The 14,236-nt window shown below is 61.0% G+C and carries 9 protein-coding genes, 2 tRNA genes and 2 rRNA genes; 7 read left to right on the forward strand and 6 right to left on the reverse strand.

Translation table 11 applies throughout. The features are described 5' to 3' along the window. Positions 1-73 precede the first annotated feature (73 nt). The gene (gene apaG / locus FPJ27_RS21545) at positions 74-448 is read left to right on the forward strand and encodes a Co2+/Mg2+ efflux protein ApaG (protein WP_083534227.1); all 375 of its coding nucleotides are present in this window, start codon (positions 74-76) and stop codon (positions 446-448) included. A gap of 14 nt (positions 449-462) precedes the next feature. Here the strand turns inward: apaG and FPJ27_RS36605 are convergent, their stop codons facing one another. Next, on the reverse strand, positions 463-606 hold the full coding sequence (locus FPJ27_RS36605; protein ID WP_014898203.1) for a hypothetical protein: 144 nt from the start codon (positions 604-606) through the stop codon (positions 463-465). Between the two features lie 28 nt (positions 607-634). Between FPJ27_RS36605 and FPJ27_RS21550 the strand changes: the two genes are divergently transcribed. Beyond that, a complete protein-coding gene (locus FPJ27_RS21550) occupies positions 635-1,759 on the forward strand; it encodes an MltA domain-containing protein (RefSeq protein ID WP_239483366.1) in 1,125 nt (374 codons plus the stop codon). A gap of 252 nt (positions 1,760-2,011) precedes the next feature. On the opposite strand, the gene paaK is transcribed toward FPJ27_RS21550, so the two are convergent. The 5 genes from paaK to paaN all read right to left on the reverse strand — a co-directional run bounded on the left by paaK (position 2,012) and on the right by paaN (position 7,636). Next, complete coding sequence (paaK, locus tag FPJ27_RS21555) at positions 2,012-3,310, reverse strand: phenylacetate--CoA ligase PaaK (protein ID WP_204425662.1); 1,299 nt, start codon at positions 3,308-3,310, stop codon at positions 2,012-2,014. A gap of 38 nt (positions 3,311-3,348) precedes the next feature. Next, positions 3,349-3,801 carry a hydroxyphenylacetyl-CoA thioesterase PaaI gene (gene paaI, locus FPJ27_RS21560; protein WP_204425664.1) on the reverse strand — a complete coding sequence of 151 codons (453 nt, stop codon included), beginning with the start codon at positions 3,799-3,801 and terminating at the stop codon, positions 3,349-3,351. Between the two features lies 1 nt (position 3,802). After that, a complete protein-coding gene (paaG, locus tag FPJ27_RS21565; RefSeq protein WP_204425666.1) occupies positions 3,803-4,594 on the reverse strand; it encodes a 2-(1,2-epoxy-1,2-dihydrophenyl)acetyl-CoA isomerase PaaG in 792 nt (263 codons plus the stop codon). A 45-nt stretch (positions 4,595-4,639) separates the two neighbouring features. Continuing rightward, a complete protein-coding gene (pcaF, locus tag FPJ27_RS21570; protein ID WP_204425675.1) occupies positions 4,640-5,842 on the reverse strand; it encodes a 3-oxoadipyl-CoA thiolase in 1,203 nt (400 codons plus the stop codon). An 87-nt stretch (positions 5,843-5,929) separates the two neighbouring features. After that, a complete protein-coding gene (gene paaN / locus FPJ27_RS21575) occupies positions 5,930-7,636 on the reverse strand; it encodes a phenylacetic acid degradation protein PaaN (RefSeq protein ID WP_204425683.1) in 1,707 nt (568 codons plus the stop codon). 129 nt (positions 7,637-7,765) lie between these two features. On the opposite strand from paaN, the gene FPJ27_RS21580 reads away from it, so the two are divergent. The 5 genes from FPJ27_RS21580 (at position 7,766) to FPJ27_RS21600 (ending at position 14,084) form a co-directional block, all read left to right on the forward strand. After that, a complete protein-coding gene (locus tag FPJ27_RS21580) occupies positions 7,766-8,542 on the forward strand; it encodes an enoyl-CoA hydratase (RefSeq protein ID WP_072443055.1) in 777 nt (258 codons plus the stop codon). A gap of 567 nt (positions 8,543-9,109) precedes the next feature. Next, a 16S ribosomal RNA gene (locus tag FPJ27_RS21585) occupies positions 9,110-10,642 on the forward strand. 63 nt (positions 10,643-10,705) lie between these two features. Beyond that, positions 10,706-10,782 (forward strand) — tRNA-Ile (locus FPJ27_RS21590). Positions 10,783-10,823: 41 nt separating this feature from the next. After that, positions 10,824-10,899: transfer RNA gene (locus FPJ27_RS21595), tRNA-Ala, on the forward strand. A 303-nt stretch (positions 10,900-11,202) separates the two neighbouring features. Then, a 23S ribosomal RNA gene (locus FPJ27_RS21600) occupies positions 11,203-14,084 on the forward strand. The 16S and 23S rRNA genes sit together here with 2 tRNA genes alongside, the layout of an rRNA operon. Positions 14,085-14,236: the final 152 nt, after the last annotated feature.

Here is a 14,236-nt window from a genome sequence, read left to right on the forward strand (position 1 = left end):
CCGAACCAAAGCGGCGCGTCCGCGGCCCCGTCGCCCATGCCGGCACGGACAGTCACCCTCCAGTGGAAACACCATGAGTCAGTATCAGTTCACCGTTTCGGTGAAAACCAGCTACTTGCCGGAACAATCCGACCCCGATCGCCGTCAATACGCATTCGCGTACACGCTGACGATCCGCAACACGGGGCAGGTCGCGGCGCAGCTGATCGCGCGTCACTGGATCATCACGGACAGCGAGAGCCACGTGCAGGAAGTGAAGGGGCTCGGCGTCGTCGGGCACCAGCCGCTGCTGCAGCCGGGCGAGCAGTTCGAATACACGAGCTGGGCCGTGATCGCGACGCCGGTCGGTACGATGCGCGGCGCGTACTTCTGCGTGGCGGAGGACGGCGAGCGTTTCGAGGCGCCGGTCGACGAGTTTGCACTGCACATGCCGCGCACGCTGCATTGAGCGCGCGGAGCGCGTCAGCGCGGCTGGCGATCGTTGTTGCGGGCGTGCTTCTTTCTGCCCGACGACGTCCACACGACGATGAAGATCAGCAGGGCAAGCGCTACGAAGGCTTCGAGCGCGAAGATGAGCATCGGATATTGGTCGAGAAAATCTGACATGGCGGTTTCCATCAAGAACGGACATTGTATGTGGTTTGGGCCCCGGCTGGCCGGCTGGGTTGCGGCGGCCGCGGCGGCGGCGCTGCTTGCCGCGTGCGGCGGCGCGCCGACGCGAACGTCTGCGCTCAAGCCGCCGACCGGCGCGGCGATCGTGCCGGGGCAGGTTGCCGCGAAGCGGCTCACGCCGGTTGCGTGGCAGCAGGTGCCGGGCTGGCAGGACGATTCGCTGCTCGGCGCGACGGCCGCGCTGCGGCAAAACTGCGCGCGGCTCGCGCGTCAGCCGGCCTGGCAGCGCGCTTGTGCGGCCGCCGACCGGCTCGACGAGCTCGATGTCGGCAGCGCACGCACTTTCTTCGAAACGTATTTCACGCCGTTCCAGCTCGCGAATACCGACGGGACGCTCGACGGGCTCGTGACCGGCTATTACGAGCCGCTGCTGCATGGTTCGCGCGTGCGCCGCGGCCCGTATCAATACGCGCTCTATCGCTGGCCGGCCGGTTATCGCGCGGGCGCCGCGCTGCCTGCGCGCGCGCAGCTCGAGCGTGCGGGCATCCTGAACGGCAACGAACTCGTGTGGGTCGACGATCCGATCGAGGCGTTCTTCCTGCAGGTGCAGGGCTCGGGGCGCGTGCTGCTCGACGATGGTTCGGTGATGCGGGTCGGCTTCGGCGGCACCAACAACCAGCCGTACCGCTCGATCGGCAAGTGGTTGCTCGATCGCGGCGAGCTGGCGCCCGCACAGGCGACGATGCAGGGTATCAAGGCGTGGGCGAAGGCGAATCCGAACCGTGTCGACGCGTTGCTCGACACGAATCCGCGGTTCGTGTTCTTCCGCGACATGCCGATCAAGGAGGACGCGCCGCACGGCGGCGCGGACGGCCCGATCGGCGCGCTCGGCGTGCCGCTGACGGCGGAGCGTTCGATCGCGGTCGATCCGTCGTCGATCCCGCTCGGCACGCCCGTGTTCCTGCAGACCACGCGTCCGCTGACGAATACGCCGATGAACCGGCTCGTGTTCGCGCAGGATACGGGCTCCGCGATCAAGGGCGGCGTGCGGGCCGACTATTTCTGGGGACTCGGCGACGACGCAGGCGACCAGGCCGGCCGGATGAAGCAGGTCGGCCGGATGTGGCTGCTGTTCCCGAATTCGTGACGTGAGGCGGCATCGGCTTCTCGGGAGCCGCCCGCGCATGAGGCGGGGTATTCGTGGGCGCGACGGTGCGCGTGGAGTGCGTCGGTTCGAGAGCGGTGTACCCGTGTGGTTTCAGTTCGTGTGATGCGCCTGTCGCGTTGAACGACGTCGTGGAACACAATAAATAGCCCGATTGGCGTTGGCCGATCGGGCTGTTTCGTTTGTTGCGCAACGGGATTGCCTCTGCGCGCGACGCACGCGCAGCGTCTGCCGTCAGCCCTTGCGCTTGTCGACGACGCGGCGTGCCTTGCCGACCGAGCGCTCGATTCCGTTCACGGGCAGCACGTTGATCACGGCAGTCACGCCGATCAGCGACTTGATGTCATGCGCGAGCGCTTGTTTCGCCGCGTGGATCGCCGCCGTATCCGGAGCAGTGTCGGGACAGGGCTCGACGCTGAGCGTCAGCACGTCGAGCGGGCCTTCCTTCGTCAGTACGATCTGATAGTGCGGTGCGAGCGCGCGCTGCTTGAGCAACTGTTCCTCGATTTGCGTCGGGAACACGTTGACGCCACGCACGATCATCATGTCGTCCGAGCGGCCGGTGATCTTTTCCATCCGGCGCATCGTGCGAGCGGTGCCGGGTAACAGGCGCGTGAGGTCGCGTGTCCGGTAGCGGATGATCGGCAGCGCCTCCTTCGTCAGCGACGTGAACACGAGCTCGCCGAATTCGCCGTCCGGCAGCACTTCGCCGGTTTCCGGATCGATGATTTCCGGATAGAAGTGATCTTCCCAGATGGTCGGGCCGTCCTTGGTCTCGACGCATTCGGACGCGACGCCGGGGCCCATCACTTCGGACAGCCCGTAGATGTCGACCGCGTCGATGCCCATCCGCTGCTCGATCGCGACGCGCATGTCGTTGGTCCATGGCTCCGCGCCGAAGATGCCGATGCGCAGCGAGCTTTGCACGGGATCGAGGCCCTGGCGCTCGATTTCGTCGGCGATCGACAACATGTAGCTCGGCGTCACCATGATGATGTCGGGCCGGAAATCCTGGATCAGTTGTACCTGCTTCTCGGTCTGGCCGCCGCCGAACGGGATCACGGTCAATCCCGCACGTTCGGCGCCGTAGTGCGCGCCGAGCCCGCCGGTGAACAAGCCGTACCCGTAGCTGACGTGTACCTTGTCGCCGCGACGTGCGCCGGCGGCGCGGATCGAGCGCGCGACGAGATTCGCCCACGTGTCGATGTCGCCGGCCGTATAGCCGACGACCGTCGGCTTGCCGGTCGTGCCCGATGATGCGTGGATGCGCGAGATCTGGTCCTGCGGCACGGCGAACATCCCGAACGGGTAACTGTCACGCAGGTCGCCTTTCGTCGTGAACGGGAAGCGTGACAGGTCGGCGAGCGTTTTCAGGTCGTCGGGATGCACGCCCGCGTCGTCGAATTTGCGACGATAGACGGGAGAGTGGTCATACGCATGCCGGAGCGACCACTTGAGGCGTTCGAGCTGCAGCGCGGTCAGCTCGTCGCGTGAGGCGGTCTCGATCGGCTCGAGCGGTAGCGGGGTAGTCATGCATGTCTCCAGTGTTTGTTATGTGCGAGCCGTTGACGTCAGCGGTCTTCCGGTATGACCGTGCCCTTGATCTGGGCGGATTTGCCGCGAAACATCGCGACCGTTTCGCCTGTCTGGTTCGTGACGCGGATGTCGTAGATGCCGTGGCGGCCGGCGCGCGCCTGTTCGATCGCCTCGGCCGTCAGCACGTCGTTGCCGTGCACGGGGCGCAGGAATTCGATCGAGCAGCCGGCAGCGACCGTATTCAGGTTGTACGAGTTGCACGCGAACGCGAACGTCGAATCGGCGAGCGTGAAGATGATCCCGCCGTGGCAGGTCTGATGTCCGTTCAGGAACTCTGGCCGCACGCGCATCTGCAGGCGTGCGTAGCCCGCGCGTACTTCAGCGATTTCCATGCCGAACGCGCGGCTGCATGCGTCGGCGTCGTACATCGCCTGCGCGGTGGCGCGGGCGAGCGAATCGGGATCGAGTGTGGCGGTGGCGTCCGTCATGTCAACGTCCCTCGAAGCGCGGTGCGCGCTTCTCGATGAATGCCTGCACGCCTTCCGCGTAGTCGTGCGACTGGCCCAGCTTGCGCTGCATGTCGCGTTCCAGGTCGAGCTGCTGGTCGAGCGTGTTCGTGACGCTGTCGCGCATCGATTGCTTGATCGATGCGATCGCGAGCGTCGGCTGCTGCGCGAGCTGGGTTGCGAGCTGGCGGGCTGATGCGGCGAGTGCGTCGTCGTCGACCGCACGCCAGATCAGGCCCCACTGTTCGGCCTGTTCGGCGCCAAGCTTGTCGCCGGTCAGCGCGAGCCCCAGCGCACGTGCCATGCCGACGCGTTGCGGCAGGAACCACGTGCCGCCTGAATCGGGTACGAGCCCGATCTTGACGAAGGCCTGGATGAAACTGCTCGAGCGGGCGGCGAACACGAGATCGCATGCGAGCGCGAGATTCGCGCCGGCGCCGGCCGCCGTGCCGTTGACGGCGGCGATCACCGGCAGCGGCAGACGCTGCAGGCGGCGGATCAGCGGATTGAAATGCTCGTCGATCAGCGTGCCGAGGTCGGTGGACGCGCCGGGCGTGAAGTCGAGGTCGGCGAGGTCCTGGCCCGCGCAGAAGCCGCGCCCCGCACCCGTCAGAATCAGCGCGCGTGCGCCGGCCGCTTCGACTTCATCGAGAGCCGACTGCAGTTCGCGATGCATCGCCCGCGTGAAGCTGTTCAGCTTGTCGGGGCGGTTGAGGGTGATCGTGGCCACGCGCGCGGCCTGATCGATATCCAGCTGAATCGCCTGATAGGACATGCAGTGTCTCCTTCATGACTTCGTTATAGGCGCGCGACGCATCGGTTACACGCGTTCGATCGCGAGTGCGATGCCCTGTCCGACGCCGATGCACATCGTACAGAGCGCAAAGCGGCCGCCCGTACGCTCGAGTTGATGGAGCGCAGTGGTCACGAGCCGGGCTCCCGATGCACCGAGCGGATGACCGAGTGCGATCGCGCCGCCGTTCGGGTTCACGCGCGGATCGTCGTCGGCGACGCCGAGCATGCGCAGTACCGCGAGACCCTGCGACGCAAACGCCTCGTTCAACTCGATCACGTCGAACTGGTCGATGGTCATGCCGAGCTGGCGCAGCAGTTTCTGCGTGGCCGGCGCGGGGCCGATGCCCATCACGCGCGGCTCGACGCCTGCCGTCGCCATGCCGATGACGCGCGCGCGGCGGCGCAGGCCATACTGATCGGCTGCCTGTGCATTGGCGAGCAGCAGCGCGCACGCGCCGTCGTTGACGCCCGATGCATTGCCGGCCGTTACAGAGCCGTCCGGGCGCACGACGCCCTTCAGCTTCGCGAGTGCTTCGAGCGACGTTTCGCGCGGATGTTCGTCGCGCGACACGACCACCGGATCGCCCTTCTTCTGCGCAATCGTGACGGCGACGATTTCCTCGGCGAGCGTGCCGTCCTGCTGCGCACGCGCGGCCTTTTGCTGGCTGCGCAGCGCGAACAGGTCCTGGTCGGCACGGCTGATGTTGTAGTCGACCGCGACGTTCTCGGCCGTCTCCGGCATCGAATCGACGCCGTGAAGCTGTTTCATCAGCGGATTGACGAAGCGCCAGCCGATCGTCGTATCGTAGATGTCGGCCTGGCGTGCGAACGCGCTCGCGGCCTTGCCCATCACGAACGGCGCGCGCGTCATGCTCTCGACGCCGCCGGCGATCATCAGGCGCGCTTCGCCCGACTTGATCGCGCGCGCGGCCGTGCCGACCGCGTCCATCCCGGAGCCGCACAGCCGGTTCAGCGTCGTACCCGGCACGGCGGTCGGCAGGCCCGCGAGCAGCGCCGACATGCGCGCGACGTTGCGGTTGTCTTCGCCGGCCTGGTTCGCGCAGCCGTAGATCACGTCGTCGATCGCCGTCCAGTTGACGTGGCGATTGCGCTCGATCAGCGCCTTGAGCGGCACCGCGCCGAGATCATCGGCACGGACATCTTTCAGGGCACCGCCGTAGCGGCCGATGGGGGTGCGAATCGCGTCGCAGATGTAGGCGTCTGTCATGGGCGTATCGATGAGCAACGAACCCGCCGGGTGGCGGATTCGTTCATGGTAGAGAACGTGGCGGCGTTTGCACGTCCGCCATTCGGGTTATGCCGTTTGGCCAGCTTCCGCGGGTACCGCCTTCGGGGCAACATGGACGCGGCTTTGCACCACGCGGAACCGGTTGGCGACGAACGCCGGGTCGGCCAGCGCCGCGTTGGCAGCCGGGTTGGCTCCCGTGCCGTGGAAATCGGAGAACGCGGCCGACTGGTTGACGAACACGCCGCCCGTCAGATTGATCGACAGCGCGACACCGCCGCGCACCGCTGCGTCGTGGGCGGCGTCGACGATTGCGTCGTCGGTGCTGTAGACGGAGAGGGTCAGCGCGCCATGTTCCGCCGCGATTTCACCGGCGAGATCGAGCGACTGCGCGGTCGAGTCGGTCGCGATCACGAACGAGATCGGGCCGAACCACTCCTGCGTGAATTTCTCGCGATCGGTCACGTCGAGTTGCAGCACGAGCGGTGTGCGCACGCGGGCATCGGGGAACGCGGGGTGCTGAAGGGCCACGCTGTCGGCGAGTACGCGGCCGAGCTGGCGGGCGTCGTCGATACGTGCGGTCACGCCGTCGTTCTGAATTGCGCCGATCAGTTCGACCGAGCGTGCCGGGTCTCCGGTGAGTTTTTGCACGGCAACCGCGATGGCTTGCGCGACTTCGTCGAAGCTCGCATGGCCGTCCGCCGTCTGGATGCCGTCGCGCGGCACATAGATGTTCTGCGGCGCCGTGCACATCTGGCCGGAGTATAGCGCCAGCGAGAACGCGATGTTCTTGGCTGCGGCCTTCAGGTCGTCGGTCGAGTCGATCACGATCTGGTTGACGCCGGCCTTCTCGGTGTAGACCTGTGCCTGGTGGGCATGGCGTTCGAGCCACGTGCCGTTCTGCGTGCTGCCCGTGAAGTCGATCAGCTTGATCTCGGGGCGCAGCGCGATGTCCTGAACGAGGGCGCCGTCGTTGGGCTCGGTCGCAAGGAGCGTGACGACGTTCGGATCGAACCCGGCTTCGCGCAGCACGTCGCGGGCGATCCGGACCGTGATCGCGAGCGGCAGGATCGCACCCGGATGTGGTTTGACGATTACGGTGTTACCGGTTGCCAGATCGGCGAACAGGCCCGGGTAGCCGTTCCAGGTCGGGAACGTGCAGCAGCCGAGCACGAGCCCCGTGCCGCGCGGGACGATCGTGTAGCGCTTGTGCATCGCGAGCGGCGGGTTCTTGCCTTGCGGCTTTTCCCAGTGCGCATCGGCCGGGATGCGGCGCAGTTCGTCCCATGCATAGGCGACAGCCTCGAGCGCACGATCCTGCGCGTGCGGGCCGCCGGCCTGGAACGCCATCATGAATGCCTGCCCCGTGGTGTGCATCACGCTGTAGGCGATCTCGAAGCTCGCGCGGTTCAGGCGCGCGAGGATTTCGAGGCTGACGCCGATCCAGGCGCTGGGGCCGGCTTCGCGCCACGCGCGTTGCGCGGCGGCTGCGGCGGCGATCAGTGCGTCGGGCGTCGACTTCGGATACCGGATGCCCAGTGCGATGCCGTACGGCGATCGCTCCGCGCCGACCGTTTCGCCGGACGCCGGCTGGTCGAGCGCGAACGTCTTGTCGAGGTGCGACTTGAAAGCTGCTTCGCCGTCTGCGTTCGCGCTTTCCCCGTACACTTTGGGACTCGGCATTTCGGCGAACGGGCTCCAGTACCCGCGGCTCTCGATGGCGGCGAGTGCGTGCTTCAACGTGTCTTCGTGCTTCGTGAACAGTGCATGGGTCATGGCGGCGGCCTGATGGACGATGAGAGGGGTTGGATCGATTAATTAACCGACCGGTTGGTCGGAGAATGTTAGCATCAAACTATTCGCATGTGCGAGGCGTTTCTCATTTCATTGATCGAGGAGAAATAGATGGCTTACGAGAACATCCTGGCGGAGACCCGGGGGCGTGTCGGGCTGGTTACGCTGAACCGTCCGAAGGCGCTGAACGCGCTGAACGATGCGTTGATGGATGAGTTGGGCGATGCGCTGAAGGCGTTCGATGCGGACGACGGCATCGGCGCGATCGTCGTGACGGGGAGCGAGAAGGCGTTCGCAGCCGGCGCGGACATCGGCATGATGGCGACCTATTCCTATATGGATGTTTACCGGGGTGACTACATCACGCGCAACTGGGAGACGGTCCGTCAGATCCGCAAGCCGATCATTGCCGCGGTGTCGGGCTTTGCGCTGGGCGGCGGTTGCGAGCTCGCGATGATGTGCGACATCGTCTTCGCGGCGGACACGGCCAAGTTCGGCCAGCCGGAGATCAAGCTGGGCATCATGCCGGGCGCGGGCGGCACGCAGCGTCTGCCGCGCGCGGTATCGAAGGCGAAGGCTATGGACATGTGCCTGACCGCGCGCTTCATGGACGCCGCCGAAGCGGAGCGAGCCGGGCTCGTGTCGCGCGTGCTGCCGGCCGACAAGCTGCTCGACGAGGCGATTGCGGCCGCGGCGACGATTGCCGAGTTCTCGCTGCCGGCGGTCATGATGGTCAAGGAGTCGGTGAATCGCGCGTACGAGACGACGCTGGCAGAGGGTGTCCACTTCGAGCGCCGGCTGTTCCATTCGCTGTTTGCGACTGAGGACCAGAAGGAAGGGATGGCGGCATTCGTCGAGAAACGGAAGCCCGAGTTCAAGAACCGCTGAGTGGGCTGCGCCGCGGCAGGTGTCTTGCGACTGGTTGGCGCTGGTTGCAGCGCGGTCGCCAGACCCGTCGAGCCCCAAGCCACCGTGCGCGATAGCGCACGGCGGCTTTTTCAAAATAATTTCACAAAGGGGCTTGCGGAGACGGGGGCGAGTGCATAGAATCACGCCTCTTTCGCGCTAACGGAAACGCGGCGCGGGAGAGGGGAAGCGAAGTCGGCGGTGTGCAGCAGGTTGGGCGCACGGCTGGCGCAGGAAGATGGACCCCGCAGTCGCAACGAAGCAGTTAAAAAGTTGTTGACGAGCTGCGAAACACGGTTCATAATCTCGCTTCTCTGCTGCTGAAAACGCAGCGCTGCTGAGAAACACGAAGTTTCTCGCAGAAATGCTCTTTAAAAATTAACAGCCGATAAGTGTGGGCGCTTGATGGAAGCGAGCTGATCCTCGGATCAGATAGCGAAAGTATCAAGAGTCTCACACTAAAGTAAGTCAGGTTTATGAAGTGATTCATATTCCTGTCAGCTTTGAGTGAGCGACCGGTTCGAAAGAACCGAAAACAGTAACAGGTTTAAACTGAAGAGTTTGATCCTGGCTCAGATTGAACGCTGGCGGCATGCCTTACACATGCAAGTCGAACGGCAGCACGGGTGCTTGCACCTGGTGGCGAGTGGCGAACGGGTGAGTAATACATCGGAACATGTCCTGTAGTGGGGGATAGCCCGGCGAAAGCCGGATTAATACCGCATACGATCTACGGATGAAAGCGGGGGACCTTCGGGCCTCGCGCTATAGGGTTGGCCGATGGCTGATTAGCTAGTTGGTGGGGTAAAGGCCTACCAAGGCGACGATCAGTAGCTGGTCTGAGAGGACGACCAGCCACACTGGGACTGAGACACGGCCCAGACTCCTACGGGAGGCAGCAGTGGGGAATTTTGGACAATGGGCGAAAGCCTGATCCAGCAATGCCGCGTGTGTGAAGAAGGCCTTCGGGTTGTAAAGCACTTTTGTCCGGAAAGAAATCCTTGGTTCTAATATAGCCGGGGGATGACGGTACCGGAAGAATAAGCACCGGCTAACTACGTGCCAGCAGCCGCGGTAATACGTAGGGTGCGAGCGTTAATCGGAATTACTGGGCGTAAAGCGTGCGCAGGCGGTTTGCTAAGACCGATGTGAAATCCCCGGGCTCAACCTGGGAACTGCATTGGTGACTGGCAGGCTAGAGTATGGCAGAGGGGGGTAGAATTCCACGTGTAGCAGTGAAATGCGTAGAGATGTGGAGGAATACCGATGGCGAAGGCAGCCCCCTGGGCCAATACTGACGCTCATGCACGAAAGCGTGGGGAGCAAACAGGATTAGATACCCTGGTAGTCCACGCCCTAAACGATGTCAACTAGTTGTTGGGGATTCATTTCCTTAGTAACGTAGCTAACGCGTGAAGTTGACCGCCTGGGGAGTACGGTCGCAAGATTAAAACTCAAAGGAATTGACGGGGACCCGCACAAGCGGTGGATGATGTGGATTAATTCGATGCAACGCGAAAAACCTTACCTACCCTTGACATGGTCGGAATCCTGCTGAGAGGCGGGAGTGCTCGAAAGAGAACCGGCGCACAGGTGCTGCATGGCTGTCGTCAGCTCGTGTCGTGAGATGTTGGGTTAAGTCCCGCAACGAGCGCAACCCTTGTCCTTAGTTGCTACGCAAGAGCACTCTAAGGAGACTGCCGGTGACAAACCGGAGGAAGGTGGGGATGACGTCAAGTCCTCATGGCCCTTATGGGTAGGGCTTCACACGTCATACAATGGTCGGAACAGAGGGTTGCCAACCCGCGAGGGGGAGCTAATCCCAGAAAACCGATCGTAGTCCGGATTGCACTCTGCAACTCGAGTGCATGAAGCTGGAATCGCTAGTAATCGCGGATCAGCATGCCGCGGTGAATACGTTCCCGGGTCTTGTACACACCGCCCGTCACACCATGGGAGTGGGTTTTACCAGAAGTGGCTAGTCTAACCGCAAGGAGGACGGTCACCACGGTAGGATTCATGACTGGGGTGAAGTCGTAACAAGGTAGCCGTATCGGAAGGTGCGGCTGGATCACCTCCTTTCCAGAGCTATCTCGCAAAGTTGAGCGCTCACGCTTATCGGCTGTAAATTAAAGACAGACTCAGGGGTCTGTAGCTCAGTCGGTTAGAGCACCGTCTTGATAAGGCGGGGGTCGTTGGTTCGAATCCAACCAGACCCACCATTGTCTGGCGGTATGTGGGTACCTGAGGTCTCTGTATACATGGGGGCATAGCTCAGCTGGGAGAGCACCTGCTTTGCAAGCAGGGGGTCGTCGGTTCGATCCCGTCTGCCTCCACCAATCTTCAATGGGAAGCGTTTGGATCACACGAAAGTGACGTGTGAGACGAGCATTTGCCATTGGCGATTGAGCCAGTCAGAGTGATATGAGTAACACCATATCGGCTGTCGTTCTTTAACAATCTGGAAGAAGCAAGTAATTTGGATAGCGGAAGCGTCTTGAGATGGACGTGAAAACTATCCGGGTTGTGATTGTATCGATGTATCTCAAGATGATTCGAACTTCATTGTTCGGCTCAATTGGAATACGGCACAACGCGAGAACTCAACCTGTAACGACTGTCGAGAGACAGACTCGTTATAGGGTCAAGCGAACAAGTGCATGTGGTGGATGCCTTGGCGATCACAGGCGATGAAGGACGCGGTAGCCTGCGAAAAGCTACGGGGAGCTGGCAAACGAGCTTTGATCCGTAGATGTCCGAATGGGGAAACCCACTCCTTTTGGAGTATCCATGGCTGAATACATAGGCCATGTGAAGCGAACGCGGTGAACTGAAACATCTAAGTAACCGCAGGAAAAGAAATCAACCGAGATTCCCAAAGTAGTGGCGAGCGAAATGGGATGAGCCTTGCACTCTTTATTTGTATTGTTAGCCGAACGCTCTGGAAAGTGCGGCCATAGCAGGTGATAGCCCTGTAGGCGAAAACAGTATGAAAGAACTAGGTGTGCGACAAGTAGGGCGGGACACGTGAAATCCTGTCTGAAGATGGGGGGACCATCCTCCAAGGCTAAATACTCGTGATCGACCGATAGTGAACCAGTACCGTGAGGGAAAGGCGAAAAGAACCCCGGGAGGGGAGTGAAATAGATCCTGAAACCGCATGCATACAAACAGTCGGAGCCTCGTAAGGGGTGACGGCGTACCTTTTGTATAATGGGTCAGCGACTTACGTTCAGTAGCAAGCTTAACCGTATAGGGCAGGCGTAGCGAAAGCGAGTCCGAATAGGGCGTTCAGTTGCTGGGCGTAGACCCGAAACCAAGTGATCTATCCATGGCCAGGATGAAGGTGCGGTAACACGTACTGGAGGTCCGAACCCACTAACGTTGAAAAGTTAGGGGATGAGCTGTGGATAGGGGTGAAAGGCTAAACAAACTTGGAAATAGCTGGTTCTCTCCGAAAACTATTTAGGTAGTGCCTCGTGTCTCACCTTCGGGGGTAGAGCACTGTCATGGTTGGGGGGTCTATTGCAGATTACCCCGCCATAGCAAACTCCGAATACCGAAGAGTGCAATCACGGGAGACAGACATCGGGTGCTAACGTCCGGTGTCAAGAGGGAAACAACCCAGACCGCCAGCTAAGGTCCCCAAATATAGCTAAGTGGGAAACGAAGTGGGAAGGCTAAAACAGTCAGGAGGTTGGCTTAGAAGCAGCCACCCTTTAAAGAAAGCGTAATAGCTCACTGATCGAGTCGTCCTGCGCGGAAGATGTAACGGGGCTAAGCTATATACCGAAGCTGCGGATGCGAGCTTTGCTCGCATGGTAGGAGAGCGTTCCGTAAGCCTGCGAAGGTGCGTTGAAAAGCGTGCTGGAGGTATCGGAAGTGCGAATGCTGACATGAGTAGCGATAAAGGGGGTGAAAGGCCCCCTCGCCGTAAGCCCAAGGTTTCCTACGCAACGTTCATCGGCGTAGGGTGAGTCGGCCCCTAAGGCGAGGCAGAAATGCGTAGCTGATGGGAAGCAGGTCAATATTCCTGCACCATTGTTAGATGCGATGGGGGGACGGATCGCGGAAGGTTGTCCGGGTGTTGGAAGTCCCGGTCGCTGCATTGGAGAAGGCGCTTAGGCAAATCCGGGCGCAGGATTCAAGGGTGTGGCGCGAGCTCCTTAGGGAGCGAAGCAATTGGAAGTGGTTCCAAGAAAAGCCTCTAAGCTTCAGTCTAACGATGACCGTACCGCAAACCGACACAGGTGGGCGAGATGAGTATTCTAAGGCGCTTGAGAGAACTCGGGAGAAGGAACTCGGCAAATTGGTACCGTAACTTCGGGATAAGGTACGCCCTTGTAGCTTGATGCGCCTGCGCGCAGAGGGTGAAGGGGTTGCAATAAACTGGTGGCTGCGACTGTTTAATAAAAACACAGCACTCTGCAAACACGAAAGTGGACGTATAGGGTGTGACGCCTGCCCGGTGCCGGAAGATTAAATGATGGGGTGCAAGCTCTTGATTGAAGTCCCGGTAAACGGCGGCCGTAACTATAACGGTCCTAAGGTAGCGAAATTCCTTGTCGGGTAAGTTCCGACCTGCACGAATGGCGTAACGATGGCCACACTGTCTCCTCCCGAGACTCAGCGAAGTTGAAGTGTTTGTGATGATGCAATCTACCCGCGGCTAGACGGAAAGACCCCATGAACCTTTACTGTAGCTTTGCATTGGACTTTGAACCGATCTGTGTAGGATAGGTGGGAGGCTATGAAACCGGAACGCTAGTTTCGGTGGAGCCGTCCTTGAAATACCACCCTGGTTTGTTTGAGGTTCTAACCTTGGCCCGTGATCCGGGTCGGGGACAGTGCATGGTAGGCAGTTTGACTGGGGCGGTCTCCTCCCAAAGCGTAACGGAGGAGTACGAAGGTACGCTAGGTACGGTCGGAAATCGTGCTGATAGTGCAATGGCATAAGCGTGCTTAACTGCGAGACCGACAAGTCGAGCAGGTGCGAAAGCAGGTCATAGTGATCCGGTGGTTCTGTATGGAAGGGCCATCGCTCAACGGATAAAAGGTACTCTGGGGATAACAGGCTGATACCGCCCAAGAGTTCATATCGACGGCGGTGTTTGGCACCTCGATGTCGGCTCATCTCATCCTGGGGCTGTAGCCGGTCCCAAGGGTATGGCTGTTCGCCATTTAAAGAGGTACGTGAGCTGGGTTTAAAACGTCGTGAGACAGTTTGGTCCCTATCTGCCGTGGGCGTTGGATATTTGAAGGGGGCTGCTCCTAGTACGAGAGGACCGGAGTGGACGAACCTCTGGTGTACCGGTTGTCACGCCAGTGGCATCGCCGGGTAGCTATGTTCGGAAGAGATAACCGCTGAAAGCATCTAAGCGGGAAACTCGCCTTAAGATGAGATATCCCTGGGGACTAGATCCCCTTGAAGGGTCGTTCGAGACCAGGACGTTGATAGGTCAGGTGTGTAAGCGCAGTAATGCGTTCAGCTAACTGATACTAATTGCCCGTAAGGCTTGATCCTATAACAAGTCTGTTTCGACAGTCGTTAGCGCTTCAGCGCTTACGAATGTCGAACGTCGAGTGCGAGGCACTCGACGTACTGCGGTTGAAGTACCGCGTACGTGTGAGATACAGCTCACAACTCAAGATTACTGCTTCTTCCAAGATTGGTTG

It is taken from the genome of Burkholderia sp. MS455, from assembly GCF_016899445.1.
Classification (GTDB): Bacteria; Pseudomonadota; Gammaproteobacteria; order Burkholderiales; family Burkholderiaceae; genus Burkholderia; species Burkholderia pyrrocinia_C.

What these genes read in the sequence shown, in the direction of transcription:
- apaG (WP_083534227.1), top strand. Translation starts at nt 74, where the DNA reads ATGAGTCAGTATCAGTTCACCGTTTCGGTGAAAACCAGCTACTTGCCG.
- FPJ27_RS36605 (WP_014898203.1), bottom strand. Translation starts at nt 606, where the DNA reads ATGTCAGATTTTCTCGACCAATATCCGATGCTCATCTTCGCGCTCGAA.
- FPJ27_RS21550 (WP_239483366.1), top strand. Translation starts at nt 635, where the DNA reads ATGTGGTTTGGGCCCCGGCTGGCCGGCTGGGTTGCGGCGGCCGCGGCG.
- paaK (WP_204425662.1), bottom strand. Translation starts at nt 3,310, where the DNA reads ATGACTACCCCGCTACCGCTCGAGCCGATCGAGACCGCCTCACGCGAC.
- paaI (WP_204425664.1), bottom strand. Translation starts at nt 3,801, where the DNA reads ATGACGGACGCCACCGCCACACTCGATCCCGATTCGCTCGCCCGCGCC.
- paaG (WP_204425666.1), bottom strand. Translation starts at nt 4,594, where the DNA reads ATGTCCTATCAGGCGATTCAGCTGGATATCGATCAGGCCGCGCGCGTG.
- pcaF (WP_204425675.1), bottom strand. Translation starts at nt 5,842, where the DNA reads ATGACAGACGCCTACATCTGCGACGCGATTCGCACCCCCATCGGCCGC.
- paaN (WP_204425683.1), bottom strand. Translation starts at nt 7,636, where the DNA reads ATGACCCATGCACTGTTCACGAAGCACGAAGACACGTTGAAGCACGCA.
- FPJ27_RS21580 (WP_072443055.1), top strand. Translation starts at nt 7,766, where the DNA reads ATGGCTTACGAGAACATCCTGGCGGAGACCCGGGGGCGTGTCGGGCTG.